The organism is Nonomuraea sp. NPDC049480 (assembly GCF_044465905.1).
Taxonomy (GTDB): domain Bacteria; phylum Actinomycetota; class Actinomycetes; order Streptosporangiales; family Streptosporangiaceae; genus Nonomuraea.
On the sequence record NZ_JBITMD010000023.1, the window covers coordinates 61,543 to 88,228 of the forward strand.

Annotated in this window: 30 protein-coding genes; 17 read left to right on the forward strand and 13 right to left on the reverse strand. The window is 71.0% G+C overall.

All coding sequences use genetic code 11. The features are described 5' to 3' along the window. Window positions 1-479: 479 nt before the first annotated feature. Together ACIBX3_RS44975 and ACIBX3_RS44980 are read right to left on the reverse strand one after the other, a co-directional pair. Entirely contained in the window at window positions 480-914 is a 435-nt protein-coding gene (locus tag ACIBX3_RS44975; RefSeq protein WP_397126773.1) for a Zn-ribbon domain-containing OB-fold protein, read from the reverse strand. Next, window positions 914-2,083, reverse strand: a complete 1,170-nt coding sequence (locus ACIBX3_RS44980) for a thiolase C-terminal domain-containing protein (protein WP_397126774.1) — start codon at window positions 2,081-2,083, stop codon at window positions 914-916. Before ACIBX3_RS44980 ends, ACIBX3_RS44975 begins: the two co-directional genes overlap by 1 nt. A 230-nt stretch (window positions 2,084-2,313) precedes the next feature. On the opposite strand from ACIBX3_RS44980, the gene ACIBX3_RS44985 reads away from it, so the two are divergent. The 8 genes from ACIBX3_RS44985 to ACIBX3_RS45020 all read left to right on the forward strand — a co-directional run bounded on the left by ACIBX3_RS44985 (window position 2,314) and on the right by ACIBX3_RS45020 (window position 9,563). Beyond that, window positions 2,314-2,835 carry a flavin reductase family protein gene (locus ACIBX3_RS44985; RefSeq protein ID WP_397126776.1) on the forward strand — a complete coding sequence of 174 codons (522 nt, stop codon included), beginning with the start codon at window positions 2,314-2,316 and terminating at the stop codon, window positions 2,833-2,835. After that, window positions 2,822-3,976 (forward strand): acyl-CoA dehydrogenase family protein, encoded by a 1,155-nt coding sequence (locus ACIBX3_RS44990; RefSeq protein ID WP_397126777.1) that lies wholly within the window; start codon window positions 2,822-2,824, stop codon window positions 3,974-3,976. The genes ACIBX3_RS44985 and ACIBX3_RS44990 overlap by 14 nt, the downstream gene beginning before the upstream one ends. A gap of 11 nt (window positions 3,977-3,987) precedes the next feature. After that, window positions 3,988-4,761, forward strand: a complete 774-nt coding sequence (locus tag ACIBX3_RS44995; protein ID WP_397126778.1) for an SDR family oxidoreductase — start codon at window positions 3,988-3,990, stop codon at window positions 4,759-4,761. A gap of 34 nt (window positions 4,762-4,795) precedes the next feature. After that, window positions 4,796-5,161, forward strand: coding sequence for a PadR family transcriptional regulator (locus tag ACIBX3_RS45000; RefSeq protein WP_397126779.1), 366 nt, complete (start codon window positions 4,796-4,798; stop codon window positions 5,159-5,161). Continuing rightward, entirely contained in the window at window positions 5,158-6,180 is a 1,023-nt protein-coding gene (locus ACIBX3_RS45005; protein ID WP_397126780.1) for a hypothetical protein, read from the forward strand. Before ACIBX3_RS45000 ends, ACIBX3_RS45005 begins: the two co-directional genes overlap by 4 nt. Before the next feature lie 63 nt (window positions 6,181-6,243). Beyond that, window positions 6,244-7,539, forward strand: coding sequence for a DUF2252 domain-containing protein (locus ACIBX3_RS45010; protein ID WP_397126781.1), 1,296 nt, complete (start codon window positions 6,244-6,246; stop codon window positions 7,537-7,539). Between the two features lie 30 nt (window positions 7,540-7,569). Then, a complete protein-coding gene (locus ACIBX3_RS45015) occupies window positions 7,570-8,775 on the forward strand; it encodes a RimK family alpha-L-glutamate ligase (RefSeq protein ID WP_397126782.1) in 1,206 nt (401 codons plus the stop codon). A gap of 41 nt (window positions 8,776-8,816) precedes the next feature. After that, complete coding sequence (locus ACIBX3_RS45020; protein ID WP_397126783.1) at window positions 8,817-9,563, forward strand: SDR family oxidoreductase; 747 nt, start codon at window positions 8,817-8,819, stop codon at window positions 9,561-9,563. Window positions 9,564-9,666: 103 nt separating this feature from the next. Here ACIBX3_RS45020 and ACIBX3_RS45025 read toward each other — a convergent pair whose 3' ends face one another. Continuing rightward, the gene (locus tag ACIBX3_RS45025; RefSeq protein WP_397126784.1) at window positions 9,667-9,927 is read right to left on the reverse strand and encodes a hypothetical protein; all 261 of its coding nucleotides are present in this window, start codon (window positions 9,925-9,927) and stop codon (window positions 9,667-9,669) included. Between the two features lie 57 nt (window positions 9,928-9,984). Continuing rightward, entirely contained in the window at window positions 9,985-10,269 is a 285-nt protein-coding gene (locus ACIBX3_RS45030) for a hypothetical protein (protein WP_397126785.1), read from the reverse strand. Window positions 10,270-10,488: 219 nt separating this feature from the next. Here ACIBX3_RS45030 and ACIBX3_RS45035 point away from each other — a divergent pair, with 219 nt between their 5' ends. Continuing rightward, window positions 10,489-11,142 (forward strand): NIPSNAP family protein, encoded by a 654-nt coding sequence (locus tag ACIBX3_RS45035; RefSeq protein WP_397126786.1) that lies wholly within the window; start codon window positions 10,489-10,491, stop codon window positions 11,140-11,142. A 40-nt stretch (window positions 11,143-11,182) separates the two neighbouring features. Here the strand turns inward: ACIBX3_RS45035 and ACIBX3_RS45040 are convergent, their stop codons facing one another. Beyond that, window positions 11,183-11,938 (reverse strand): SDR family oxidoreductase, encoded by a 756-nt coding sequence (locus tag ACIBX3_RS45040; protein ID WP_397126787.1) that lies wholly within the window; start codon window positions 11,936-11,938, stop codon window positions 11,183-11,185. Between the two features lie 65 nt (window positions 11,939-12,003). Between ACIBX3_RS45040 and ACIBX3_RS45045 the strand changes: the two genes are divergently transcribed. From ACIBX3_RS45045 to ACIBX3_RS45065, 5 genes are read left to right on the forward strand one after another with little or no spacing between them, the layout of a single operon-like run. Continuing rightward, complete coding sequence (locus ACIBX3_RS45045; protein WP_397126788.1) at window positions 12,004-12,732, forward strand: enoyl-CoA hydratase family protein; 729 nt, start codon at window positions 12,004-12,006, stop codon at window positions 12,730-12,732. An 8-nt stretch (window positions 12,733-12,740) separates the two neighbouring features. Further along, window positions 12,741-13,508, forward strand: coding sequence for a CoA transferase subunit A (locus ACIBX3_RS45050; RefSeq protein WP_397126900.1), 768 nt, complete (start codon window positions 12,741-12,743; stop codon window positions 13,506-13,508). Then, entirely contained in the window at window positions 13,492-14,214 is a 723-nt protein-coding gene (locus ACIBX3_RS45055; protein WP_397126789.1) for a CoA-transferase subunit beta, read from the forward strand. Before ACIBX3_RS45050 ends, ACIBX3_RS45055 begins: the two co-directional genes overlap by 17 nt. Continuing rightward, entirely contained in the window at window positions 14,211-15,266 is a 1,056-nt protein-coding gene (locus tag ACIBX3_RS45060) for an NAD(P)H-dependent flavin oxidoreductase (RefSeq protein ID WP_397126790.1), read from the forward strand. Before ACIBX3_RS45055 ends, ACIBX3_RS45060 begins: the two co-directional genes overlap by 4 nt. 44 nt (window positions 15,267-15,310) lie before the next feature. Then, window positions 15,311-15,925, forward strand: a complete 615-nt coding sequence (locus tag ACIBX3_RS45065) for a hypothetical protein (protein WP_397126791.1) — start codon at window positions 15,311-15,313, stop codon at window positions 15,923-15,925. A 7-nt stretch (window positions 15,926-15,932) separates the two neighbouring features. Here the strand turns inward: ACIBX3_RS45065 and ACIBX3_RS45070 are convergent, their stop codons facing one another. Genes ACIBX3_RS45070 through ACIBX3_RS45085 form a run of 4 tightly spaced genes read right to left on the reverse strand, consistent with a single transcriptional unit; the run spans window position 15,933 to window position 20,677 of the window. Then, entirely contained in the window at window positions 15,933-16,604 is a 672-nt protein-coding gene (locus tag ACIBX3_RS45070; protein WP_397126792.1) for a pentapeptide repeat-containing protein, read from the reverse strand. Window positions 16,605-16,646: 42 nt separating this feature from the next. Then, complete coding sequence (locus ACIBX3_RS45075) at window positions 16,647-18,125, reverse strand: glycoside hydrolase family 3 protein (RefSeq protein WP_397126793.1); 1,479 nt, start codon at window positions 18,123-18,125, stop codon at window positions 16,647-16,649. A 25-nt stretch (window positions 18,126-18,150) separates the two neighbouring features. After that, entirely contained in the window at window positions 18,151-19,515 is a 1,365-nt protein-coding gene (locus ACIBX3_RS45080; RefSeq protein ID WP_397126794.1) for an alkaline phosphatase D family protein, read from the reverse strand. A 4-nt stretch (window positions 19,516-19,519) separates the two neighbouring features. Next, window positions 19,520-20,677, reverse strand: a complete 1,158-nt coding sequence (locus tag ACIBX3_RS45085) for an acetyl-CoA C-acetyltransferase (RefSeq protein WP_397126795.1) — start codon at window positions 20,675-20,677, stop codon at window positions 19,520-19,522. A gap of 97 nt (window positions 20,678-20,774) precedes the next feature. Here ACIBX3_RS45085 and ACIBX3_RS45090 point away from each other — a divergent pair, with 97 nt between their 5' ends. After that, complete coding sequence (locus tag ACIBX3_RS45090; RefSeq protein WP_397126796.1) at window positions 20,775-21,446, forward strand: TetR/AcrR family transcriptional regulator; 672 nt, start codon at window positions 20,775-20,777, stop codon at window positions 21,444-21,446. Window positions 21,447-21,454: 8 nt separating this feature from the next. Then, a complete protein-coding gene (locus ACIBX3_RS45095; protein ID WP_397126797.1) occupies window positions 21,455-22,123 on the forward strand; it encodes a DNA alkylation repair protein in 669 nt (222 codons plus the stop codon). Between the two features lie 115 nt (window positions 22,124-22,238). On the opposite strand, the gene ACIBX3_RS45100 is transcribed toward ACIBX3_RS45095, so the two are convergent. The 3 genes from ACIBX3_RS45100 to ACIBX3_RS45110 form a co-directional block, all read right to left on the reverse strand. Further along, complete coding sequence (locus ACIBX3_RS45100) at window positions 22,239-22,652, reverse strand: PIN domain-containing protein (RefSeq protein ID WP_397126798.1); 414 nt, start codon at window positions 22,650-22,652, stop codon at window positions 22,239-22,241. Next, window positions 22,649-22,867, reverse strand: a complete 219-nt coding sequence (locus ACIBX3_RS45105; RefSeq protein ID WP_397126799.1) for a type II toxin-antitoxin system VapB family antitoxin — start codon at window positions 22,865-22,867, stop codon at window positions 22,649-22,651. The genes ACIBX3_RS45100 and ACIBX3_RS45105 overlap by 4 nt, the downstream gene beginning before the upstream one ends. Window positions 22,868-22,997: 130 nt before the next feature. Beyond that, window positions 22,998-23,837, reverse strand: a complete 840-nt coding sequence (locus tag ACIBX3_RS45110) for a LysR family transcriptional regulator (protein ID WP_397126901.1) — start codon at window positions 23,835-23,837, stop codon at window positions 22,998-23,000. 86 nt (window positions 23,838-23,923) lie between these two features. Between ACIBX3_RS45110 and metE the strand changes: the two genes are divergently transcribed. Next, on the forward strand, window positions 23,924-26,071 hold the full coding sequence (metE, locus tag ACIBX3_RS45115; RefSeq protein ID WP_397126902.1) for a 5-methyltetrahydropteroyltriglutamate--homocysteine S-methyltransferase: 2,148 nt from the start codon (window positions 23,924-23,926) through the stop codon (window positions 26,069-26,071). Here the strand turns inward: metE and ACIBX3_RS45120 are convergent. After that, complete coding sequence (locus tag ACIBX3_RS45120) at window positions 26,062-26,613, reverse strand: GNAT family N-acetyltransferase (protein WP_397126800.1); 552 nt, start codon at window positions 26,611-26,613, stop codon at window positions 26,062-26,064. The genes metE and ACIBX3_RS45120 overlap by 10 nt on opposite strands. Window positions 26,614-26,686 lie beyond the last annotated feature (73 nt).

A 26,686-nucleotide genomic window follows, 5' to 3' on the forward strand; every position in this document is an offset into this window, starting at 1 on the left:
CGCCGCACGTTGCCGGCAGCAGGAGCCTTCACGCTCCCCCATCGACTCCGTGTGCGATCACACGGCCTAGGACTCCATCCCTCGCCGGAGTCCTGGCGCCGCCGCTCACGGGGCAGGAAGCGCGTCCTGGCGGGTCCCCCACGCCCGCCAGGGCGCGCTTTCCTCCGAGGGACCAACCCATCTCTTCCTCCTGACGGGGTTTCTCTTCTCCCTTTGGGGCTCCGCCTCGCCGGCGGCCCCCGCGCCGGCCGGCACGGCCGGACGGCAGGCATGATCGTAACCGATGGCCGCGTGGCCACGATCGCCACCGAGTCCGTTCCGCTCACGTCCGCCGCCAAGATCAGCCGTCCACGTTGACGTTCACTGCCTCATCATCGCCCCGTTGAGCCCAGCCTGGGGCCGGCTTTCGTGATGGTGGGACTGATGGGATTTCTGGGTACGAATCCAATTTACGGATCAAGGTCAACTAGTGCGAGGATTTACGCGGGAGTGGATAAGGATCCATTTTCCCCGGCATCCTCCGTGGCCGGCTTCCAGTCGACGAGCACCAGGCTCTCGTCGATCCGGCGGTATGACGCCCGTACCCGCTCGCCGGACTCCGGGGGCCGCTCCCCACACCAGTTCCCGTACACCAGGCAATCCGGCACCGCCGCCAGCCGTACCATCACGACCACGTACGGCTCCCGTGCCCCCCGCACGAACGGCTGGTGGTTGACGATCCAGCTCTCGACCCGCCCCTCGGGCTCGGCCTCCTGCCAGTGCCACGCCTCCGTACGACAGGCCGGGCAGAACGCCCTGGCCGGGAAGCGCGTCGTGCCGCACGTGTCGCAGCGCTGCACGGCGAACTCGTGCCTGGCGATCCGCTCCCACCACTCCCGGGAGTCCCGGTCGGGCTCGGGCCGGTAGGCCACCATCACGGCCTCCTGAGGATCAGCGCGGAGGTGGCGGGCAGGATGTAGCCGGGCTGGGCCGTGGACAGCGCCACCTCCGCGCCCGGCACCTGGCGATCCCCCGCGTCGCCCCTGAGCTGGGAGACCGCCTCCGCTATGTGGTTGACGCCGTGGACGTAACCTTCCGACAGGAAGCCCCCGTGGGTGTTGACCGGCAGCGGGCCGTCCAGGGCGGTGGCGCCGGAGGCCACGTACGGGCCGCCCTCGCCCTTGGCGCAGAATCCGTAGTCCTCCAGTTGGACGATCACCGAGTACGTGAAGCAGTCGTAGATCTCGGCCACGTCGACGTCCCCGGGACCGAGCCCGGCCTGCGCGTACAGGCGCGGCGCCAGGGCGGCGGCCGCCGTGGCCGTGGGATCGGCGCAAGGACCCGACAGATGCGACGTGCCGCCGCCCCAGGCCGCGGCCGAGATCAGCACCGGCGGGCGGCGCAGCGAGCGGGCCCGTTCCGCCGTGGTGACGACCACCGCGCAGGCCCCGTCGGTCTCCAGGCAGCAGTCCAGCAGCCGGAACGGCTCGGCGATCCACCGGCTCGCCAGGTAGTCGTCGAGGGTGATCGGCGTGCGCATGAGCGCCCGCGGGTTCTTGGCGGCGTTGGCGCGCTGGGTGACGGCCAGGTGCCCGAAGTGCTCGGCCTTGGTGCCGTATTTCAGCATGTGGGCGCGGGCGTACATGGCGTACTGCTGGGGTGGCGCGACGTACCCGTACGGCGCCTGGTACTGCACCTCCGGGCTCGCCGGCACGCCCCGGCCCGAGCCGCCCATGCGGAACTCGGAGCGGGCGTTGATGGCCCGGTAGCAGACCACGGTCTCGGCCACGCCGGCCGCCACCGCCAGCGCGGCCTGGCCGACGACGGCATGAGAGACGCTGCCGCCGCCGAACTGGTCCAGATGCCAGGCGAGGTCCGTCAGGCCCAGCGCGGGGGCGACCAGGGTGGGCGCGGCCGAGTCGCCGACGCGATGCGTGGCCAGGCCGTCCACGTCGTCAGCCGCCAGACCGGCGTCCTCCAGCGCCGCCAGGACCGCGCGGCAGGCCAGCGTCAGGGTGCTGACGCCGGAGTCCTTGGTGAAGGGCGTGTATCCGACGCCGGCGATCGCGGTCGCATCCCGAAAATCAAGCAAGCGCTTGGCCACACCTGTCACGGTAGGCCGGGCGTTTCACCCATGTCAACGCGTTACAGACGTACCGACTTGACACGTTTTCCGCCAACCCCCTACCGTCCAAGCAAGCGCTTGGTAAGATAGGGCGCAGCCGGTGGACTAGGAGGCGGACCATGAGCACACACGCTGCCCGGCTCATCGCGCCGGACGGCTGTCGCGGCCTTCCGACGCCTCATCAGCGCAGGATTCGCAACGGAGCCGCCATGCCGACGGGCCCTTCTCCCCAAAGCGCGAACGGCCATCTCGACAGCCGGCGCTTCCGGCAGGTGCTCGGCAGGTTCGCGACCGGCGTGGTGGCGATCACGGCGCTCGACCCCGCGAACGGCGAGCCGTGCGGCCTGGCCGCGAACTCCTTCACGTCGGTCTCGCTCGACCCGCCGCTGGTGGCGTTCTGCGTGGCGCACACCAGCACGAGCTGGCCCAGGGTGCGCGGCGGGAAGGTCGTCACCGTGAACGTGCTGGCCGAAGACCAGCAGGCGGTGTGCGCCCAGATGGCGACCAGGGGCGGCGACAAGTTCGCGGGCCTGAAGTGGAGCGGCTCCCCCGGCGGCAACCCGGTGCTCGAAGGCGCGCTGGCCTGGATGGACTGCGCGGTCGAGGCCGAACACCCGGCGGGCGACCACATGATCGTGGTGGCGCGGGTGCTCCAGCTCGACACGCACGCCGACGGCGGCCCGCTGCTGTTCTTCCGCGGCGGCTACGGGGGGTTCGTTGACGCTTCCTGACGTGGAGGCCGGCCGCGGGGAGACGCCCGGCTTCCGCGAGGAGGCGCGGGCCTGGCTGGAGGAGGCGCTCGGCGGCGAGTTCGCCGCCGCCCGGGGGCTGGGCGGGCCCGGCCGCGAGCACGAGGGGCACGAGCTGCGGTCGGCGTGGGAGCGCCACCTCGGCAAGAACGGCTGGACCTGCCTCGGCTGGCCGGAGCGGTACGGCGGCCGCGCCGCCTCCCTGGCGGACCAGGTGGCCTTCCACGAGGAGTACGCCAGAGCCGGCGCCCCCGCCAGGGTCGGCCACATCGGCGAGGGCCTGATCGGCCCCACCATCCTCGAATTCGGCACTGACGAGCAGAAGGCCCGCTTCCTGCCCCCGATCCAGCGCGGCGAGGAGCTGTGGTGCCAGGGCTACTCCGAGCCCGAGGCCGGCTCCGACCTGGCCGCCGTCCAGACCAAGGCGCGTCTGGAGGACGGGCAGTGGGTGATCAGCGGCCAGAAGGTGTGGACCTCGCTGGCCCACGTGGCCGACTGGTGCTTCGTGCTCTGCCGTACCGAGCCCGGTTCGCAGCGGCATCGCGGACTGTCGTACCTGCTCGTCCCCATGCGGCGGCCCGGCGTCACCGTGCGGCCGATCGTGCAGCTGACCGGGACCTCGGAGTTCAACGAGGTGTTCTTCGACGGCGCCCGCACGGCGGCGGAGAACGTGCTGGGCGCGCCCGGCGACGGCTGGCGGGTCGCGATGGCCACGCTCGGCTACGAGCGCGGCGCGTCCACGCTGGGGCAGCAGATCGGCTTCCGGCGCGAGCTGGCCAAGGTGGTCGAGACCGCCAGACGGACCGGCGCGGCCGGCGACCCCGTGCTGCGCGACCGGCTCGTGCGATCGTGGCTGGAGCTGGAGATCATGCGGCTCAACGCGCTCAGGATGTTGCGGCCGGACCCGGGGCCCGAGGTGTCGATCGCCAAGCTGTACTGGTCGGAGTGGCACCGCCGCCTGGGCGAGCTGGCGCAGGCCGTCCAGGGCAAGGCCGGGCTCGTCGGGGAGCTGAACGACCTGCAGCGGCTCTACCTGTTCAGCCGAGCCGACACGATCTATGCCGGTTCCAGCGAGATCCAGCGGAACATCATCGCCGAGCGCACCCTGGGACTCCCCCGCTGATTGGAGCGTCGATGACCCCGGCTTACCCGAAGGCGAACGGACTTCTCGACGGCAAGGTGACCCTCGTGACCGCGGCCGCCGGAGCGGGCATCGGCTACGCGACCGCCCGGCGCTGCGCCGAGGAGGGCGCGACGATCGTGGTCTCCGACAGGCACGAGCGCCGCCTGGACGCCGCCGCCGACACGCTGGCCGAGCTCACCGGCGTCAAGCCGCTGGCCGTCCCGTGCGACGTGACGTCGGAGGCGCAGGTGCTGGCGCTGTTCGACGCGGTGGTCGAGGCGCACGGCCGGCTCGACGTGGTGGTCAACAACGCCGGACTCGGCGGTACGGCGCCGCTGGCCGAGATGACCGACGAGCAGTGGCACGCGGTCATCGACGTGACCCTGAACGGCACCATGCGCTGCACCAGGGCCGCGCTGCGGCACATGATCGGCCAGGGCTCCGGCGTCATCGTCAACAACGCCTCGGTCGTCGGCTGGCGGGCTCAGCGCGGGCAGGCGCACTACGCCGCCGCCAAGGCCGGGGTGATGGCGCTGACCCGGTGCGTGGCGCTGGAGGCGGCCGAGCACGGCGTACGGGTGAACGCGGTGGCGCCGTCGCTGGCCGTGCACCCGTTCCTGGCGAAGGTGACCAGCGAGGAACTGCTGGCGGAGCTGGCGGCCAAGGAGGCGTTCGGGCGCTCGGCGGAGCCGTGGGAGGTGGCGAACGTGATCGTCTTCCTGGCCAGCGACTACTCCTCGTACATGACGGGCGAGGTGGTCTCGGTCTCCTCCCAGCATCCGTGACACGATATCCTGAGCGACAAGATATCGTGGGATTGTGCATATCACGGAACCCATGTTCCTGGCGCTGACCGCGCTGGTGGACGAGCCGCGCCACGGCTACGGGATCGTCCAGGAGGTCGATCGGCTGTCCGAGGGCCGGGTGCAGCTCAAGATCGGGACTTTGTACGGCGTCCTGGACCGGCTCACGGCCGAGGGCCTGGTGGCTCTCGATCGCGAGGAGGTCCAGCAGGGCCGGCTGCGGCGGTACTACCGGCTGACCGACGAAGGAGCCGGGGCGTTGCAGGAGGAGGCCGCCAGGATGGCCGCCAACGCCCGCACGGCCACCGCCCGTCTGCGTGTCAGAGCCGCCGGAGGAGCCCTCATGACCGCGCGCGCGTCGCTCTCCGGAGGCGCCGCATGAGCAGTCTGCTCGAACGGCGTTACCGCGCCGCCCTTCGCCTGCTGCCCTCCTCCTACCGCGCCGAGCGCGAGGACGAGATGGTGGCCGAGTTCATGGAGATGTCCGGCGACGTGCCCGACGAGGTGAACCCGCGGCCGCGCTGGGGCGAGCTCGCCAGCGTGCTGGCCCTGGCCGTCCAGGTGCGGCTCGGGGGCACGCGGGCCGCACCGCGTGCCTTCGCCTGGGGTGAGGCCGTCCGCCTGATCGCGCTGCTCGGCCTCGCCTACCAGTCGGTCTATGCCGTCTTCGTCGCCGAGGTCCTGCTGGGCGGGCTGATCTCCGGCGACGTCCCGCACTTCCTCGATGCGGCCGGACCCGCCGAGCGGCTGCTGTACACCGCCGAGTCGCTCGCGGTCCTCTGCTCGGCCGTCGCGTTCGTGGCGATCACGCGTGGCCACGCGCGACCGGCGAAGGCCTTCGCGGCGATCGGCATGACGCTGGAGCTGGCCGGCTTCCTGACGCCGGCAGTCGGGCGCTTGGTGGTGGGCATGAATCCCGGAGCCGATGCGGCCGACACCTTGTTCGCGGTCGTCCCGGCCGTCGCGCTCCTGCTGGGCTTCCACAGCGACGTCGAGCCCCGGCGCCGGCCATGGGGACTCGCCATGGCGCCGCTGATCGCCGGACTGGCGATGAAAGGCCTGATCGAGGCTGTGATCGTGCTGGGACTGCAGGAGCGGGACTGGATCTACCTGTGGCTGGATCTCGCCGGGACGTCGGTCCTGGCGCTGGCGGCGGGCTCGGCATTCGCGCTGGGTCGCAGGCGTTCGCCGTCCTGGACACTCGCGCTGGCGGGCGCCGCGCTGCTCTTGCTGGTGGTCCGCCTGCCCCTGCTGCTCGCCCTCTACGAGCCGGCGTGGAACACGGCCGCGTGGTCGACGGTCTGCGCGCAGTGCCTGCTGCTCAGCGTGTTGCTCGGCGTCCTGACGGCGACGGGCCTGCGAGCGCTGCCCCCGGCAGGCCCGGCCGCGGCCCGGCCCTGACTCTCTCCTGTCAGGGAAAGATCAGGGTATCCGGCAGGAGGTTTCGGCTCTACTGTCCCGAACATGGGCACACGCTCCTCTTTCCTGCTCGATGTCCTCATGACGGAGTTCGGCGAATCAATCAAGCGAGACCCCGCCGCTTTCAGGCGGAAATTTCGGAAGATGGCGGCCTCTCCCTTCGCCTTCTACCGGGGCAGCGCGTGCCTCTTCTACGCGGACATGATCGGCACCTACGCCGACGACGCCTATCTCGACGGCCCGACCAGCCGCGTCTGGATCCACGGCGACCTGCACGCGGAGAACTTCGGCACGTACATGAACGCCTCCGGCGTGCTGGTCTTCAACGTCAACGACTTCGACGAGGCGTACGTGGGCCCGTACGTCTGGGACCTCAAGCGCTTCGCCGCCAGCGTGGCGCTGCTCGGGTACGCCAAGGCGCTGTCCGACGACGCGATCGGCGGGCTGGTGACCGACTTCGCCGGGGCGTACCTGGACGAGCTGGGCGGCATCGCGGCCGGCGGTGACGAAGCGATCGGCTCGCTCACGCTGGACACCACCGCGGGCGTGCTGCACCGGGTGCTGCAGACGGCCCGGCTCAGCACGCGGGTGGCGCTGCTGGACATCGAGACCGTGATCGACGACTACGACCGGCGCTTCGCGCTCATGGAGGGGCGGGAGGCCGTCGACGCGACGACCAGGGGTGCCGTGCTGGCCGCGTTCGAGGACTATCTGACCACGCTGCCCGCGCAGGCGAACCCGGTCGAGCACGTGATCAAGGACGTGGCGCTGCGCAAGGGCGTGGGCATCGGGTCGGCCGGGCTGCCGTCGTACAACCTGCTACTCGAAGGGCGGTCGCAGGCGCTGGAGAACGACGTCATCCTGTACATGAAGCAGGCGGCGGTGCCGGCCGCGGCGCGGCACGTGACCGACGAGAAGGTCGCCTCCTACTTCACGCACCAGGGGCATCGCACGGCCGAGTCGCAGCGGGCGCTGCAGGCGTACGCCGATCCCTGGCTCGGGTACACGACGCTCGGCGGGGTGGGGCAGCTCGTGGCGGAGGTGTCGCCGTACTCGGCCGACCTGGACTGGGACGACGTCAACGAGCCTGACGAGCTGCGCTCGATCATGCGGGACCTGGGGCGGGCGGTGGCGCGCATGCACTCGGTGGCCGACGACGAGTCCAGCCACGACCTCGTCGACTTCTCCACGGAGGAGGCGATCGTGGCGGTGATCGGCGGCGACCGGGCCGGATTCGTCGGCATGCTGGTGGATTCCGCCCATCGTTACGGGGCACAGGCCCGGGAAGACCATCGAAGGTTCGTCGATCTGTTCCGCAACGGCCGTCTTCCTGGCGTCTGATCTCCCAGGCGGCCGGCGGGAGGAGGCCTCGTGCGACAACTGATCGGGCTGCTGCTGGGAACCGAGGAGGACTGGCCGTCGGCGTTCGAGACCGTGCTGCGGCGGCTCGGGCCGATCAAGGGCGTGGGCGAGTTCGACGTGGAGCGCATCACGATCGAGCCGTTCGACCTGCGGGCCGAGCCGCGGCACGCGCTGGTGATCGACCGGCTCGCGTACTGGTACTACCACCCGCGTGAGTGGCTGAAGAAGATCTCCATGATGGACGACGTCTACCTCCTCAACAGCCCGTTCACGTTCCAGTCGATGGAGAAGCACGCCGCGTACTGCGCGATGATGCGGCTCGGGCTCAAGGTGCCGGAGACCGTGCTGGTGCCGTACAAGAACCCGCCTGACAACGCCCGCTACGCCTACACCGCGGCCCGCTACAACCGCCCCTTCGACCTGGACGAGGTCGCGGAGCGGATCGGGTACCCGCTGTTCATGAAGCCGTACGACGGCGGGGCCTGGCGCGGCGTGTCCATGGTGCGCGACAGGGACGAGCTGCACCGCGCCTACGACGCGAGCGGCGAGATGCTCATGCACCTCCAGCAGGCCATCCAGGGGTACGACGCGTTCGCCAGGTCGCTGTCGATCGGCGCCGAGACGATGGTCATGCGGTTCAGGCCCGACGAGCCGATGCACGCCAGGTACGCCGTCGACCACGCCTTCCTGTCGCCGGCCGCGGGCGAGGAGGTGGTGACGATCGGGCGGCTGGTGAACGCGTTCTTCCGATGGGAGTTCAACTCCTGCGAGACCCTGGTCAAGGGCTCGGACGTGCACCCCATCGACTACGCCAACGCCTGCCCGGACGTGGCGCTGACGAGCCTGCACTACTACTTCCCCTGGGCGATCAAGACGCTGGTGAAGTGGTGCGTGTTCTGCGTGGCCACCCGGCGCAGGCCCAGGGTCGATCTCGAGACGCACGACTACTTCGCGGTCACGGGGACCTACGAGGAGCGGCTCGCGGAGTACCGGCGGCTGGCGGACCGGTATTTCGAGACCGACCGCTACCGGGAGTTCTGCGAGACGCACCTGGGGCACATCGACGAGGTCGTGCTGGAGTGGGTGGCCGGGCCGGAGTTCGACCGGCTGCTCGTGGACACGGTGACGGCCACCTACCCGCCGCGGGAGCGGGAGGCGTTCGTGGAGCACTTCAGAGGGCTGCTGCGGCTCTGGGTGAAGGACCAGGGCGGATAGTCTTTGGCAACCGACCGGTCGGTATGGCATGCTCCCAGAACATGAGTCTGTTCTCGGTCGACGGCAAGACGGTCGTCGTCACGGGCGGGTCGCGGGGCATCGGGCGCATGATCGCGGCCGGGTTCGCGGAGGCCGGGGCGACCGTGTACATCTCCGCCCGCAAGAGCGCCGAGGTCGAGAAGACGGCCGCCGAGCTGGGCTGCACGGCCGTGCCCGCCGACCTGTCCACGCCCGAGGGGCTGGAGACGCTGGTGTCGGCGGTGGACGGACCGCTGCACGTGCTGGTCAACAACGCGGGGGCGACCTGGGGCGCGCCGCTGGAGGAATATCCCGAGCACGCCTTCGACAAGCTCTGGGACATCAACGTCAAGGGGGTCTTCTCCCTGACGCGGCGGTTCCTGCCGCGGCTGCGGGAGGCGGCCCGGGCGGAGGATCCGGCCCGAGTGATCAACGTGGGGTCGATCGACGGCATCAGGGTGCCTGCTCTGCCGACGTACGCCTACTCGTCGACGAAGGCCGCCGTGCACATGCTCACCCGGCATCTGGCTACGGAGCTGGCGAAGGAGCACATCACGGTCAATGCCATCGCGCCTGGGCCGTTCGATTCGAAGATGATGGCGTTCGCGCTGGACGATCCCGCCACCCGCGAGATCATCGCCTCGCACGTGCCCCTGGGGCGCATCGGGCGTCCCGATGACATGGCGGGGGCGGCGATCTACCTGGCCTCGCGGGCGGGGGCGTACGTGACCGGTACGGTCATCCCGGTGGACGGCGGGATCTCCTGCTGACCCCGTCGTGGGCGCCGGCGGGATGGTAAGCACTTCCGTGAGACAGGCAGGGGAACGGCGCGAGCCAGGCCGGGAAGGGGCCTGGCTCGCGTTACCGGGTGGGCTAGTCGAGGACGTCGTCGATGCTGACGCCGCTGCCGTTGGCGGCCGTGATGGCGTTGCCGTTGACGTTGTTGACGCTGGTCGCCCTGCGGCCGCTCTCGTTGGCGCTGACGACGTTGCCGAAGTTGTTGCCGGACTGCACCGAGCTCTTGTTGGAGCTGGAGTTGCCCGCGTTCGTGTCGGCGTACGCGGGGGCCGGCAGGAGCGCCGCGCCGGCCGCGGCGGCGGCGATGAGACCGGCCACGCAGAGCTTCTTCACCATGGGGGTGTCCTTTCCGATTCCTGTGTCGTGTCAGACCTGTTCCGGGGCGTCAGCCGGTCAGTCGAAGATGTACGTCACCGTGATGCCGCCGTGCGTGGCGGTCGAGGCGATGCCGTTGATGTTGTTGACGTTCGTCGAGGCGCCCGCGCCGTGGTTGGCGGCGATGACGTCGGCGAAGTTGTTTCCGGACTGGGACGAGCCGCCGTTGCCGCTCCGGTTGTCGAACCAGACGTGGCCGCTCCAACGGCCGGACCAGTCGTCAGCGTGCGCGGGGACAGCAAGGAGTGCGCCACCGGCGGCCGCTGCCGCCACAGCCACGGCGGCGCACACTCTTCGGATCACTTCTGCTCCTTCGCCGTCTGGGGAAGCCCTGCGGAGCGGTGGGCACCACGGACCCAAGGCACACCACCACCCCCCCTTTGACCTTCCTTGACCCCAGGAGATCAAGGTCGATGCGAGCCTATAACTCTCTGTTGCTGATTGATAGCATAAAGTAATCAGAACATTGTTCGGCGCATACGCTGACATGAGGTGTCAGCGACTCAGGCTTACGGTCGCCGCATGATCTACGAGTTGCGGCGGTACACGATGCGGCCCAGGCGGCGTGACACGCTCATCGAGCTGTTCGAGCGGGAGTTCATCGAGACGCAGGAGGCGGCGGGGATGCGCGTCGCCGGATCCTTCCGCGACCCGGACGCGCCCGGCACGTACCCCTGGCTGCGGGCCTTTCCCGACATGGCCTCCAGGAAGGCGGCGCTGGAGGCCTTCTACGGCGGGCCCGTGTGGCTGGCCAACCGCGACGCCGCCAACGCCACGATGACCGACTCCGACGACGTGCTGCTCCTGCGTGCCCTGATGGAGCCGCCCCAGTGGGAGCGGCCGCCCGCCGGGACGACGGAGCTGCCGCCGTCGTTGTACGTCGCCACGATCTACCACGTCGAGGACGGGTTCGCCGCGTTCTTCGCCACCGAGATCGCGCCGGTGCTGGCCGAGGCGGGGGTGCCGGTGGTCGCCTCGTTCGAGAGCGAGCACTCCGAGAACACCTATCCGCTGCTGCCGGTCCGGAGCGGGGAGAACGTCTTCGTGTGGTTCGCCCGCTTCGACACGCCTGAGGACGAGAGGGAGGTGGATCTGCCGCCGATGCTGAAGGAGCGGCTGACCGCCGCCCCGCAGCGCCACCGCCTGCGTCCCACCGCCCGCTCCGCCATGCGGTGACGACCCTCCCACCGCCGGGGCCGCCCCTGCGCCACGCCGGTCAGGACGGCGCGGGCGCCCCACCCGAGGTGAGTTCCGTGGCCAGGTGCCGCCAGTACGGGATCTCGCCGCCGCCGTCCACCCGTACCTCCGCGCCCGTCACGTAACCGGGTGCGGCCAGCCACAGGCACGCCCGGGCCACGTCCGCGGGCGTCGCCAGCCGGCCGGCCGGGATCGCCGCGCCCAGCCGCCCGTCCCCGTGCTCGCCGTAGTGGCCGGCTGCGCTCTCCGTGGCGGCGAGGCCGACGACGACCGTGTTGACCCGCACGTCGGGGGCCCATTCGGCGGCCAGGCAGCGGGCCAGGTGGTGGAGGCCGGCCTTGGCGGCGCCGTACGCGGAGGTGCCGGGCGAGGGGCGGGTGCCGCTGGCGCTGCCGATCATCACGATCGCCCCACGCGCGGCGGCGAGCAGGGGGTAGGCGTACTGCGCCACAAGCAGCGGGGCCGTCAGGTTGAGCTCGATGACGCGGGCGTGCAGGCGCGGCGAGGTGCCCTCCAGCGGCGCGTACGGCGAGCCGCCCGCGTTGTTGACCACCACGTCGAGCCGGTCGAACCCGGCGACGAGCCGCTCGACGTCCTCGGGGACCCGCACGTCGGCCTGGACGAACCGCGGCTCGCCGCCCGCCGGCCGGGTGCGGGCGCAGACGGTGACGTCGGCGCCCGCCTCCTGGAAGGCCCGCGCGATGCCCGCGCCGATGCCCTTGGTTCCGCCTGTCACCAGGACGGACTTGCCCGTGTAGTCGTAAGTCACGGTCACGGGTGCTACCGTACCAAGCAAGCGTTAGGTGCGATACAGCCGGTTGTGGGTAGAGAGGTGGGCGGGTGGGCATCACGCTGCGGGCCGGACCGGTCGCCGAGGTCGTCGTCGACGTGCCGCCGGTGAACGCGTTGACCGTGGAGGGCTGGGAGGAGCTGGCCGGGGCCGTGCGGCTGGCCGGGAACGACCCCGGGACCAGGGTGGTCGTGCTGCGGGCCGAGGGGCGCGGGTTCAACGCCGGGGTCGACATCAAGGAGCTGAACGCCGCCGACGGGTACGAGGCGCTGGTCGGGGTCAACCGGGCCTGTTACGCGGCGTTCGCGGCCGTCTACGACTGCGCGGTGCCGGTGGTGGCGGCGGTGCACGGGTACTGCCTGGGCGGCGGCGTCGGGCTGGCCGGGAACGCCGACATCGTGGTGGCGAGCGAGGACGCGTACTTCGGGCTGCCCGAGGTGGACAGGGGCGCGCTGGGCGCGGCCACGCACCTGGCCCGGCTGGTGCCGCAGCACCTCATGCGGGCCATGGTGTACACGTGCAGGAACGTCACGGCGGCCGAACTGCACACGTTCGGGTCGGTGCTGGAGGTCGTGCCCCGGGACAAGCTGCGTGACGCGGCGATGGAGGTGGCCGGGCAGATCGCCGCCAAGGACCCGTACGTCATCCGCCGCGCCAAGGAGTCGCTCAACGGCATCGACCCGGTGGACGTCAAGCGCAGCTACCGGTTCGAGCAGGGCTTCACCTTCGAGCTGAACCTCATGGGCGCCGGCGACCGGCACAGGGAGCGATTCACGTGACCAAGGTGATGTCCGCCGATGAGGTCGCGGGCGCGCTGGAGAGCGGGATGACGGTCGGGATCGGCGGCTGGGGCTCGCGCCGCAAGCCCATGGCCCTGGTGTCGGCCGTCCTCCGCTCCCCCGTCACGGACCTGACGATCGTCTCGTACGGCGGCCCGGACGTCGGCATGCTCTGCGCGGCCGGGAAGGTGCGCAAGGTCGTGGCCCCGTTCGTCACGCTCGACACCATCGCCCTGGAGCCGCATTTCCGGCGGGCCAGGCAGGCAGGGGAGATCGAGTTCGTCGAGTACGACGAGGGGATGTTCATGTTCGGCCTGCTGGCCGCGGCGCACCGGCTGCCGTTCCTGCCGACGCGGGCGGGGCTGGGGTCGGACGTGATGCGGGTCAATCCGGGGCTGAAGACCGTGCGGTCACCGTACGAGGACGGGGAGGAGCTGGTCGCGGTGCCCGCGCTGACCATGGACGTGGCACTGGTGCACATGAACCGGGCCGACTCCCGGGGCAACGCGCAGTACCTGGGGCCGGATCCGTACTTCGACGACCTCTACGCCAAGGCGGCGGCCCGCTGCTACGTCTCCTGCGAGCGGCTCGTGGACACCGCCGACCTGCTGAAGGAGGGGCCGGTGCAGTCGTTGCTGATCAGCCGGTCGATGGTGACGGGCGTGGTCGAGGCGCCCGGCGGGGCCGGGTTCACCGCGTGCGAGCCGGACTACGGCCGCGACGAGGACAGGCAGCGGCGTTACGTGGAGACGGGTGCCGATGAGCAGCAGGGCTGATGTCTGCGTGGTGGCGTGCGCGGAGGCGTTCCGGGGCGACGGGGAGATCCTGGCGGCCGGCATCGGCGGGGCGGTCACGGTTCTGGCGGCGCGGCTGGCGCGGCTGACCTTCGAGCCGGAGCTGCTCACGCACGACGGCGTCTGCCTGCTCACCGGGGACGTGCCCGGGCTGGGGCGGGCGCCCGAGGTGGTCGAGGGGTGGCTGCCGTTCCGGGATCATCTGTGGCTGGTGCTGAACGGGCGGCGGCACGTCATGCTCGGCGCGAGCCAGATCGACCGGTACGGCAACACGAACATCTCCTGCATCGGCGACTGGGCGCGGCCCAAGGCGCAACTTCTGGGCGTGCGGGGCGCACCGGGGAACACGCGGTGCGACCCGACCAGCTACTGGATCCCCCGGCACAGTCCGCGCGTCTTCGTGCCGGAGGTCGACATGGTGAGCGGGGTCGGCACCGACCGGGGCGCCTTCGAGCTGCGCCGTGTGGTGACGAACCTGGCTGTGCTGGACTTCCGCACTCCGGACGGCACGATGCGGCTGGTGTCGGCGCATCCGGGGGTGGAGGTGGACGAGGTGGTGGCGGCAACCGGCTTCGATCTTGACATTTCCGGAAATATCCCGACGACTCGGGGTCCGACCGATGAGGAGCTGCGCGTTCTCGACCGGCTGGACCCGGAGCGGGCGCGCGACCGCGAGGTGGCGGCGTGAAGACCGCGCTGACCTCGCTGGTCGGGTGCCGGTATCCGATCGTGCAGACCGGGATGGGGTACGTCGCGGGCGCGCGACTGGCCGCGGCCGCCTCGCAGGCGGGCGGGCTGGGCGTGATCGGCGCCGCCACCATGTCGGTCACCGAGATGACCGAGGCCATCCGGCGGGTGAAGGAGCGGACGGACGCGCCGTTCGGGGTGAACATCCGCTCCGACGCCGACGACGCGGCCGAACGGGTCGAGGTGATGGTGCGGGAGGGCGTACGGGTGGCGTCGTTCGCGCAGGCGCCCAGGAGGGACCTCATCGCGCGGCTGAAGGACGCCGGGGTGGTGACGATCCCGTCGGTGGGGGCGCGGCGGCACGCGGAGAAGGTGGCGGAGTGGGGCGTGGACGCCGTCATCGTGCAGGGCGGCGAGGGCGGCGGCCACACGGGGCCGGTTGCCACGACGCTGCTGCTGCCCCAGGTCGTGGACGCCGTCGACATCCCGGTGATCGCGGCCGGCGGCTTCTTCGACGGGCGCGGGCTGGTCGCGGCGCTGGCGTACGGCGCCTGCGGGATCGCCATGGGGACCAGGTTCCTGCTGACCAGTGACTCGCCGGTGCCCGACGAGGTGAAGAAGTTCTACCTGGGGGCGCGGGAGACCGTGGTGACGACGAAGGTGGACGGGGTGCCGCACCGGGTGCTCAGCACCCCGTTCGTGACCTCGCTCGAACGCTCCCGCCTGGTCAGGGCCGTGGTGAACGGCGCCAGGTTCAAGCGGCTGTCGGGGCTGTCGTGGGCGGCGATGATCCGCGAGGGCCGCCGGATGCGCCGCGGCCGGGAACTGACCTGGGCCCAGGTGCTCCAGGCAGCGAACACGCCCGTGCTGCTGCGGGCGGCCATGGTGGAGGGGCGCGCCGACCTGGGAGTGATGGCGTCGGGGCAGGTGGTGGGCGTGATCGGCGACCTGCCGTCGTGCCGGGAACTGATCGAGCGCATCATGTCCGAGGCGGAGGCCACTTTGACCCGCCTGCCTCGAAGTGGCGAACAAATCAGCCAGAGCCGCATCTAACCTCACGTACGCACTCCATCCGGGAGCGAACAGAGGAGCCTGCGTTGCTCAAGAAGCTGATTGGGCTGGGGATTGCCGCCACGGTGCTGGGGGCCGGCGCGGGCGAGGCCGCGGCGGCGCCGTCGGCCGCCTCCCTGCCCAAGGGATTCCTGCTGTACGAGGCCAAGGCCGCGGGACCGGCGAAGCCGTGGGAAAAGTGGAAGGTGAGCAACCGGCTGAGCCGGCGCCTGGAGGTCAATCCGTGCGAGCGCAATCCCGGCGCCAAGGACCGGGTCGCGGCGCGCACCATCACGTACGTGGCCGAGACCGATCACCTGAGCGAACAGGTCGTGATCTACCGCAGCGAGACCGCCGCCCGCCAGGCGTTCGACGACGTACGGGCCGGCCTCAAGCGGTGCGCCACCGGCGGCACCAAGCCCTACACCCACACGTACCGATGGAAGAAGACCGATATCGGCGACGAGGCGCTGCGCATCGGCGGCTTCTTCTTCGAGACCAGGGCACGCTACGTCATCGTGCGGAAGGGCAAGGCTCTCGCCATGTACGTCGAAGACGGCCTCGTGACCAAGAGCCTGAAGTCCTCCCACTTCCGCACGATGCTCAAGGACGCCCGCACGATGGCCGGCAAGGTGTGCGGCCTGCCGGGCGTCTGCTCCTAGACAGCGGTCACAGGACGGTGATGCCGCGGGCGGCGAGGATGGCGTTGGCCTGGGCCTGATTGATGATCGCGCCCGCGAACGCCCGCAGCTTCGCGTCGTCCGGCTCCCCCAGGTCGGCCCCGCGCAGGTCGGCCTTGGCGAACTTGGTGTTCAGCAGGCGGGTCCCGATGAGGCGGCACTCGCTCAACGTCGCCTCCCTGAAGTCGCACCCCGACAGGTCGGCGTCGTCGAAGCGCACCCCTTCGATGAGCTCCCCGCGCAAGGAGCACCCGCCCAGGTTCGCCAGCGTCAGATTCGACCGGGCCACCTTGAAGCCGGTGCCGCGCGAAGCGGTGAGCGAGGCGCCGATCATGCGGCAGCCGGTGAAGGTCACGTCCGTCACCAGCGCCCCGCCGAACTGGGCGGACGACAGGTCGACGTCGGTGAACGACGCGTCGATGAGGTCGGCGTCGTTGAACCGGGTCCGCATCCCGCCCCCGCCCGCGAACACGGCCCCGTCCAGGTCGGCCTTGCGGAAGTCGGTCTGCTCCAGGACGCACGACTCGAACCGGGCCCCGGCCAGCGAGGCTCCCCACAGGTCGGTCTCCGTGAGGTCGCAGTCGCGGAAGACGTGCTGCTCGCCGGCCGGGAGCCGGTCGCCGAGCGATTTGCGTGAGAGGTTCTCGCCGTCGAAGTTCACGATGACAGACACTAGACGCCCGCGGTGACAGAACCGACGGCGTCAGAGGCCGCCGGTCAGCGCCTCCACCGCCGCCTGTCCGCAGACCCGCGCGGACCCGTACGTCGCGATGTGCACGGCCCCCAGATCCGACCGTGCGGGCAACCCCATCTCCACGACGACGGCGTCCGGACGGCCACTGAGGAGGTGCCGCAGCGCCTCGCCCTGCCAGGCGTAGCGGTGCGCGTCCCGCACGACGATCACCAGGGGGCGACCGGCGGCGGCCGCGAGCAGGCGTTCCAGCGCGGGCCCGGAGGTCTCACCCGCCGCGAGCCGGGTGACCTCGGTGCCGGGCAGCACCTGGGCCAGGGGCTCGCCGACGCCCCAGGGGGTGTTCTTGTCGATGGCCAGGTTCATTTCCGGGGCCAGCTCCAGCACGTACGCGGCCGAGGTCAGCGGCAGGACCGGAGCCGTGGAGCGGCGGGTGACACGCACGGCCCGGCGGGCCGCCGTGAGGCCGAGTTGGCCGTCCATGGAGATCGGGCTGCCCGAGGAGGTGGCCCAGCCGGCCAGCTCGCGGACCCTGCGAGCGGCGTCGGCCAGCCGCTCCTCGGGCAGCAGTCCATCGGTCACCGCGGCCGCGATGGCGTCGCGGATCTCCACGGCGGTCGCCTCGCCGGCCCGCTCGCCTCCGACGCAGACCGCGTCGGCGCCCGCGGCGATGGCGCGGGCGGAGGCGCCCCCGATCCCGTACGCCCCCGACACGGCCGCCATCTCGATGCCGTCCGTGACGATGAGCCCGTCGAAGCCCAGCTCCTCGCGGAGTAGTCCGGTGAGGACCTTGGGGCTGAGCGTGGCGGGCAGCTCGGCGTCGTACGAGGGCACGAGGAGGTGGCCGGTCATGACGGCCTTGACGCCCTCCTTGATCGCCTCACGGAAAGGGAGCAGCGCGTCCTCGATCCCGTCGCCGGCCACCACGGGCACGCCGTGATGGGAGTCGATGGAGGTGTCCCCGTGGCCGGGGAAGTGCTTGGCGCAGGCGGCCACGCCGGCCGACTGCAGGCCGCGGACGAACGCCCTGGTGTGCCGCCCGACCAGCTCCGGGTCCGCGCCGAACGCCCGCAGGCCGATGACCGGGTTGTCCGGGTTGGAGTTCACGTCGGCCGAGGGGGCGAAGTCGATCGTGATGCCCGCCCTGGCCAGGTCGCCGCCGAGGTCCCTGGCCACGGCCTCGGTCAGGGCCACGTCGTCCACGACGCCGAGGGCGTACCCGCCGGGGCGGCTGCTGCCGGTGGCCACCTCCAGCCTGGTGACCTCGCCGGACTCCTCGTCGGTGCCGACGAGCACCGCGGGGTTCTCGGCACGCAGTGCGGCGGTCAGCCGGGCCACCTGGGCGGGACCGGCGATGTTGCGTGAGAACAACGCCACGCCGGCCAGCCCCTCACCGAGCCTGCGGCGCAGCCAGTCGGGGGGCGTCTGTCCCTCGAAACCGGGGAAGAGGACGGCGTCGGCAAGGCGAAGCAGGTCACCGCTCTGGGGCATGATCGCAATCTAATAGGAAAGTTTCCTATTTGCTAGAGGCATTTTCTGACGTCAGCCCGCTCCCCTCGGTGAGGAACTCCGCAATCGTACGGACCGGCGACCCCTTCCTGTCCACGAAGTCCACCGCGCGGAACGCCACCCGCAGCTCCTCCGGGCTCGCCACGCAGGACATGTAGCCCCGGCGGTCGTCGAAGAACGTCAGGTGCGGGTTCGCGGCCAGCACGGCGGGCCCGTCGGTCTGCGGCGGCCGGCTGCTGATCGAGCTGCCCACGAACTCCACCCCCACCGTGGCCGAGGCCGGGTCGAGGAAGTCGGCCTTGAGCTCGCCGGCCCAGAAGTTGTGCACGTCGCCGCTGAAGACGACCAGGCCTGGCGCGTTCGCCGCCAGGATGCGGGCGCGCTCGGCCTGATGACCGTCCCAGGAGTCCGGCCGCAGGTTGGGCGCCGGGCCGGGGACGAAGCGGCGGGCGAAGAACAGCGGCTGCACCAGCACCCGCCACCTGACCGGGCTGGTGAGCAGCCGGGACATGAGCCACTCCTCCTGCGCGGCCCCGAGCATGGTGCCGGCGTCGCGGTGCTGCCTCGCGTCCAGCACCATGAAGTCGGCGACCAGCCCGTACGTCCGCCGCCGGTACATCTGCAGGTTCCCGTCCCGCGGCCGCACCCTGAGCGGCTGGTGCTCGTAATAGGCCTGGTACGCGGCCGCCCGCCGCCTCAGGAACGCCGCCGACCCGTCGCCCCTGCCCCGGTAGTTGTCGGCCACCTCGTGGTCGTCCCAGGTCGTCACCCAGGGCGCGGCGGCGTGCGCGGCCTGCAGGTCGGCGTCGGTCTTGTAGCGGGCGTGACGCAGGCGGTACTCGTGCAGCTTCGTGATCTCGCCGGGCACCGGCCCGAGCGGCCGCACGACGGTCGCGGCCTGGCGCGACTCGTAGATGTAGTCCCCGACGTGGAAGACGACGTCGGGCCGCTCGTCGGCCAGATGCCGGTAGGCGGTGTAGAAGCCGTGCTCGAACCGCTGGCAGTTGGCGATCGCGAACCGCACGGGGCGCGCCGCGGCGGGGTCGTCCGAGGTCCTGGTGCGGCCGGCCGGGCTCAGCTCGTCACCCGCCCGGAACCGGTAGAAGTAGTCGGCGCCCGGCTTGAGCCCGGCCACCCTGACATGCACGCTGTGCGCCCAGGCCGGCTGCGCCTGGACCACCCCCTGCCGCAGGCCCTGGGTGAACCGGTCGTCCTCGGCGAGCTGCCAGCGCACCTCGACGGCCCGCTGGGCCATGCCGCCCGGGCGCGCGGGGTCGGCGCTGAGGGGATCGACGGCTAAGCGGGTCCAGAGGACCACGCCGTCGGGCATCGGCTCTCCGGAGGCGACGCCCAGGGTGAACGGGTTGGCCATACCCTCATGGTGACAGCCGCTCGATGATGGTCACGTTCGCCTGTCCGCCGCCCTCGCACATGGTCTGCAGGCCGTACCTGCCGCCGCTCCGCTCCAGCTCGTGCAGCAGCTTGACGGTCAGCACGGCGCCGGTCGCGCCGAGCGGGTGGCCCAGGGCGATCGCGCCGCCGTTCGGGTTGACCCTGGCCGGGTCGGCGCCGGTCTCCTTGAGCCAGGCCAGCACCACGGAGGCGAACGCCTCGTTGATCTCGACGGTGTCGAAGTCGTCGATCGACATGCCGGTCATGCCCAGCGCGTGGACCGTGGCGGGGATCGGGGCGTCGAGCATCGTGATCGGGTCGGCGCCGCGGGCCGAGAGGTGGTGCACGCGGGCACGCGGAGTCAGGCCGTGCTCGCGCACGGCCCGGGGGGAGGCGATGAGCAGGGCGGCGGCGCCGTCGGAGATCTGCGAGGCCAGCGCGGCGGTCAGCCGGCCGCCTTCGACCAGGGGCTTGAGCGCGGCCATCTTGCCGAGCGTGGTGTCCCTGCGCGGGCCCTCGTCGTCGGCGACCCCGTTCCAGGGGACGATTTCCCGCCGGAAATATCCGGCGTCGATGGCGTGCAGGGCGCGCCGGTGCGACTCGTACGCGTACCGCTCCATCTCCTCCCGCGAGAGGTCCCACTGCGCGGCGATCCGCTCGGCCCCGGTGAACTGGGAGACCTCCTGCCGGCCGTACCGCTCGATCCAGCCCTTCGAGCCGGCGAAGGGGGTCTCGTGCCCGAGCGGGCGCCCGGCCAGCATCGCCGACGAGATGGGGATCATGCTCATGTTCTGCACGCCGCCCGCCACCACCAGGTCGTTCGTGCCCGACAGCACGGCCTGGGCGGCGAAGTGCAGCGCCTGCTGGGAGGAGCCGCACTGGCGGTCGATCGTGACGCCGGGCACCTCCTCGGGCAGCCCGGCGGCCAGCCAGCAGGTGCGGGCGATGTCGCCGGCCTGCGGCCCGATCGTGTCCACGCAGCCGAAGATCACGTCCTCCACGGCCGACGGATCGGTGTCCGCGCCGTCCATCAGCTCCCTCAGCACGTGCGCCCCGAGGTCGGCGGGATGGGTGCGGGCCAGGCCGCCGTTCCTGCGCCCTACGGGGGTGCGGACGGCGCCGACGATGTACGCCTCGCTCATGCTCGTATCGTAGCAAGCGCTTGGTCTATGCCGGAATGCCTGATGAGCTGGGCCAGTTAAGTGAACAAGCGATTGCCCATGGGCCCATAATGGTGTCGTGACCACGCGAAAGAACTCCGGCGCCACCACCACACCGGCGAAGCGCCAGCGCGCCACCTCAACGGGGTCGGCGTCCGAGCGTCGTGACCACCTCGTCAAGCTCGCCGCGGAGCTCTTCGCGCGCAAGGGCTTCCAGGCGACGACAGTACGCGAGATCGCCGACGAGGCGGGCATCCTCTCAGGAAGCCTCTACCACCACTTCGACTCCAAGGAGACGATCGTCGACGAGGTGCTGTCCACCTTCCTCGACGACCTCATCGCCCGCTACCGCGCCGCCGTCGACACCAGCGCCGACCCGCGCACCGTGTTGTCGGAGATGGTCCGCATCGGCTTCGGCACCCTGGAGCCGCACCGTGCCGCGATCACCGTCATGCAGAACGACTGGAACTACCTGCGGCAGTTCGAGCGGTTCAACTACCTGGTCAAGGCCGAGGACGAGGTCGAGCAGATCTGGGTGACGCAGATCAAGGCGGGCCAGGCGGCCGGGCAGTTCCGGCGCGACGTCGACCCCAAGCTGACCTACCGGATGATCCGCGACACGATCTGGGTGGCGGTCCGCTGGTTCCGCCCGGGCGGCAGGCTCAACACGAGCGGCCTGGCCGAGCACTACATCACCGTGCTGTTCGACGGTGTCGCCACGGGCGAACGCACGACTCAGCGCAACGGATGAGCCTGGACATGGCGGTCCGGCTGGCACTGCACGGCGCGGCCGAGCCGGACAAGGCGGAGACGATGCGGGCGTACATGAAGTCCGCGATGCCGTTCCTCGGCGTCCAGGCCGTGCCGCGGCGGGCCGCGCTGCGGAAGGTGTTCGCCGAGCACCGCCTCGAGAGCGCGCCGGAGTGGCGGAAGGCGGTGCTGTCGCTGTGGCGCGAGGCCGAATACCGCGAGGAGCGCTACGCCGCCATCGAGCTGTCCGGGCACCACTTCTACCGGCGCTTCCAGACCCTCTACACGGTTCCGATGTACGAGGAGATGATCGTCACCGGCGCCTGGTGGGACCTGGTGGACGAGCTGGCCACACACCGCATGGGCGGCCTGCTGACCGCGTACCCGGACTCGATGCGGCCGCTCATGCTGGAGTGGGCGCACGGCGAGGACCTGTGGAAGCGGCGCACCGCGATCCTGTGCCAGAACCGGTTGAAGGAGCGCACGGACACGGCCCTGCTGTACGCGTGCATCGAGCCGAGCCTGTCCGACAACGACTTCTTCGCCCGCAAGGCCATCGGGTGGGCGTTACGCGAATACGCCAAGACCAACCCGGACGAGGTGATCCGCTACGTCAAGGCCAAGGGCATCTCCGGTCTGAGCCGCCGTGAGGCGCTGAAGAACCTGCCGGTCACTTGAACACGTTCGCGTACCGCCCGCGACATCATCGTGGGCTCTTGCTCGCGTATAGAGGCGGCCCGGCGTTATATCCCATCCGTGAGAAGATTCGGCGCCAGGCGCTAGAGGAAGCCCTCTAAGTGTTGGTGGCGAGTCTGCGGACTGGCTGGCCGGTGACAGCCGCGATCAGCTCGTAGTCGGAGTCGACATGCAGCATGGTCGCCCCGTATGCCTCCGCCGTGGCGGCGATGATCACGTCGGGGACGGGTGTGCGGTGCTGGCCGCGCTTGGCCAGCAGAGCGACGATGTCGAGCGTCCGATCCATGACCACCTCGGTGACGGGCAGCCACAAGAGGTTCTTGCGCTGCTGAGCGATGACGGTGGCGTGCTGGGCGGCGTTGCGGGCGGAGTAGGCCAGCTCCAAGGTTGTCAGGTGACAGGCGGCTAGGATGGTGTCGCGGTCGGCCACGATCTGGGCGAAGTCGGCGTTGGCGGCGGGGTCCCGGCGCCCCCACTCCCATGCGGACTTGTCGACGAGATATACGGTCACGCGCACTCGCCCGGGTGGTTCTTGTGGTCGGTCTGCCATGGTTCGGCGCTGTAGTCGAGGTCCATCGACAGGATCGCGGCTACAGCCTCTCTCTGCCGGCGGCGGCGGGCGAAATGCTCCAGGGCGGCGTTGACGGTGGCCTTGCGGCCCTTGGTGCCGAGTTCTTCGGCGGCTTCGTCGAAGAGGTCTTCGTCTATGTCGATCACCGTGCGCATGGCGTCTCCTTGCCGGTCGGGACTACGCCATGAGTATATCAAAATCCGACAGATTTGATATCACGAGAGACCTTCGCGTTCCTCCTGGAGTGGCATGCGACCTGCCGCACGTCATCGAGCCGGTGAAACCTCACCTCGTCCACAGCGCGTCCTGAACGGCTTGGACCAGAGCCATCAGCTCCGGTGTGACCCGCTCCTTCGACCAGGCCAGCGCGTACGTGATGCGCAGGTCGCCCGCGTCCAGCGGGACGAAGCGGACGTCGTCCCGCCGGATGGTCCTGGCCAGCAGGTGCGGGATCGGCAGCAGGCCCGCGCCGGCGGCCACCAGGTCGAGGGCGGCGGCGAAGTCGTCGTCGGGCACCATGCGGGAGCGGCCCGGCAGGCCGGGCCACGGGCGGGTGCCCGGGGTGAGGATGACCTGGCCGATCAGCTGGTCCGCGGTCACCTTGGGGCTGGAGGCCAGGCGGTGGCCGGCGGGGACGGCGAGGTGGTCGACGGTCACGTGGAAGCGGACCGCGGTGACGAACTGGGCGGGGGCCGGGGTGGACAGGATCGCGGCCGAGACCTCGCCGGCCGCCAGCGCCTGGGCCGCCGTCGCGCGGCCGGCGACCCGCAGCTCCACGCCGATCGACGGGCTGCGGCTCGCGAGGCGTCTGACGATGCGCGCCGCCAGTGTGCCGACCAGAGGCGGATAAGCAAGGTGAATGGTCGGGCGGGCGAGCCGGGCGGCCTCGGCGGTGAACGCCCGGGCCGCGTCGAGCGCCTGCTCCGCGTACGGCAGCAGCGTCTTGCCCGCGCCGGTGAGCCTTACCTCGCGGGCGGTGCGGTCGAAGAGGCGGACTCCGGTGGCGCGTTCGAGCCGGGTGATGGCCTGGCTCATGGCGGGCTGCGACATGCCCAGATCGGCGGCGGCATTGGAGAAGCTGAGGCGGTCCGCGACCCTGGCGAAGCAGTCGAGCTCTCTGAGCATAAGCAGCACCAATACATGGTGCACGATCTGGCGGGTACTCGGCACGATCGCACCGATCAATCGAGTGTGCCGAGGAGTTGATGACGATGTCGCCGTTCCCCAAGTCGACCGTGCTGGGGTACCCGAGGATCGGGCCGCGGAGGGAGCTGAAGCGAGCGCTGGAGTCGTACTGGGACGGGCGTTCGACCCGGGCGGAGCTCGACCGGGTGGGCGCCGCGATCCGGGAGCGGACCTGGCGCAGGCTCGCCGAGCTCGGGCTGGAGGGTCTGCCGTCGAACACGTTCTCGCTGTACGACCAGGTGCTCGACACGGCGATGCTGCTCGGCGCGGTGCCGGAGCGGTATCGCGCGGCCGAGGACCCCTACTTCGCGATGGCCAGGGGCACCCAGGGGCTGGCGCCGCTGCGGATGACCAAGTGGTTCGACACGAACTACCACTACATCGTGCCGGAGATCGGCCCGGACACCGTGTTCAAACTGGACGCGGGCAAGCCGCTGGGCGAGGTGCGGGAGGCTCGGGCGCTCGGCTTCGAGACGCGGCCGGTGGTCGTCGGGCCGGTGACGTTCCTGCTGCTGGCGTCGGCGCTGGAGCGGCTGGACGACGTGCTGTCCTGCTACGAGGAGCTGCTCGGCGCACTGGCCGCCGAGGGCATCGCGTGGGTGCAGCTGGACGAACCGGCGCTGGCACAGGACAGGACACCGGAGGAACTGGCCGCCGTGCGGGCCGCCTATGAGCGGTTGGGGGCGGTGGGCTCGCGGCCGGGGCTGTTCGTGGCGTCCTACTTCGGTGATCTCGGGGAGGCGCTGCCGGTGCTGGCGCGCACGCCGGTGGAGGCGATCGGGGTCGATCTGGTGCGGGGCGGCGTGCCGGTGACCGATCTGACCGGGAAGACCGTGGTCGCGGGGGTGGTGTCCGGGCGGGACGTGTGGCGGACCTCGGCCGAGCGGGCGCTGGCGGCGCTGGCCGGCGTCCGGGCCTCGCGGGTGACGGTGAGCACGTCGTGCTCGCTGCTGCACGTGCCCTACGACGTGGCGGCCGAGACCGAGCTGGATCCGGCGCTGCGGGCGCGGCTGGCGTTCGCGGAGCAGAAGGTGGCCGAGGTGGTGGCGCTGGCGGCCGCCGAGCGCCGGGAGACGGTGTTCGAAGGGCCGTCCGTGCCGCTGGCCGGGCCGGTGGCCGCGGAAGGGCGAGGACCGTACGCGGTGCGGGCGGCGGCGCAGGCCGAGCACCTGCGGCTGCCCGCGCTGCCGATCACCACGATCGGCTCGTTCCCGCAGACCGGCGAGCTGCGCGCGGCCCGGGCGGCCGTGGCCGCGGGGACGCTGGCGCGGGAGGAGTACGAGCGGCGGGTCGAGGCCGAGATCGAGCACGTCATCCGCGTGCAGGAGCGGCTCGGCCTCGACGTGCTCGTCCACGGTGAGCCCGAGCGCAACGACATGGTGCAGTACTTCGCCGAGCACCTCGACGGCTTCGCGGTCACCAGGAACGGCTGGGTCCAGTCATACGGCTCGCGCTGCACCCGCCCGCCGATCCTGCACGGCGACGTCGGCAGGCCGGAGCCGATCACGGTGCGGTGGGCCGCGTACGCGCAGTCGCTCACGGACAAGCCGGTCAAGGGCATGCTCACCGGGCCGGTCACGATCGTGGCCTGGTCGTTCCGCCGTGACGACCTGCCGCTGCGGGACGTGGTGTTCCAGGTGGCAGAGGCCATCAGGGAGGAGGTGCGCGACCTGGAGGCCGCCGGGGTGTCGATCATCCAGGTGGACGAGCCGGCGCTGCGTGAGCTGCTGCCGCTGCGCCGGGCGGCCCAGGACGACTACCTGGAGTGGGCGGTGGCGGCGTACCGGCGGGCCACGTCGGGGGCGAGCGACCGCACGCAGATCCACACGCACCTGTGCTACTCCGACGCCGGCGAGATCCTGGCCGCCATCGACGGGCTGGACGCGGACGTGACCACGATCGAGTCCGCCCGGTCGGGGGCGCGGATCCTGGGGGCGGTGGAGACGTTCGGGCGCGGGCTCGGGCCGGGCGTCTACGACATCCACTCGCCACGCGTGCCCGGTCCCGAGGAGGTCGAGGAGCTGCTGCGGAGGGCGTTGCGGGCGCTGCCCGTGGAGCGGATCTGGGTCAACCCGGACTGCGGGCTCAAGACGCGGACGTACGAGCAGGTGGAGGCCGCACTGGCGAACGTGGTCACCGCGACCCGCAAGCTCCGGGCCGAGCTTCAGGCGTAGCGCTCGGTGAACTCCTCGATCATCATGCCGAACAAGAACTCGTCATCGTAACGGCCGTTGGCGTAGCGGCTCCTGCGCCGGCGGCCCTCCTCGACGAACCCCAGCCGCCGGTGCAGCGCCAGCGACGGCTCGTTGGAGCTGTAGACCCACGCCTCGGCCTTCTGGAAGCGGCGCTCGAAGAACATGTAGCGCAGCAGGATCACGATGGCGTCGCCGGCGTAGCCCTTGCGGTGGTGGGGCGTGCCGATGGAGATCCCGTACCCGAAGACGCCGTGGTCGCGGTCCACCGAGTGGGTGTTGAGCGAGCCGACCGGGGCGTTGTCGTCCTTGGTGGCGATCACCAGCCTGAACGTGTCGAGGTCCAGCGCCTCCTCGGCCACCTCGGCGGCCCGCTTCTTCGCATGCGCGGCCGAGGTGGGCGGGTGGAGGCGCCAGCCGTTCCTGACCGCGTCCGAGTTCTCCTCGAAGGCCTGGAACGCCTCCCAGTCCTCGGGCTCCGTGGCGCGCAGGCGCACGCGCTCGCCTACCCATGCTGATGTCATGGCAGGCAGCCAACCACACCGCCAGACCTCACCGCGAACCGTTTTCAACCCGGCTCTTCATTTCGGAACCGTC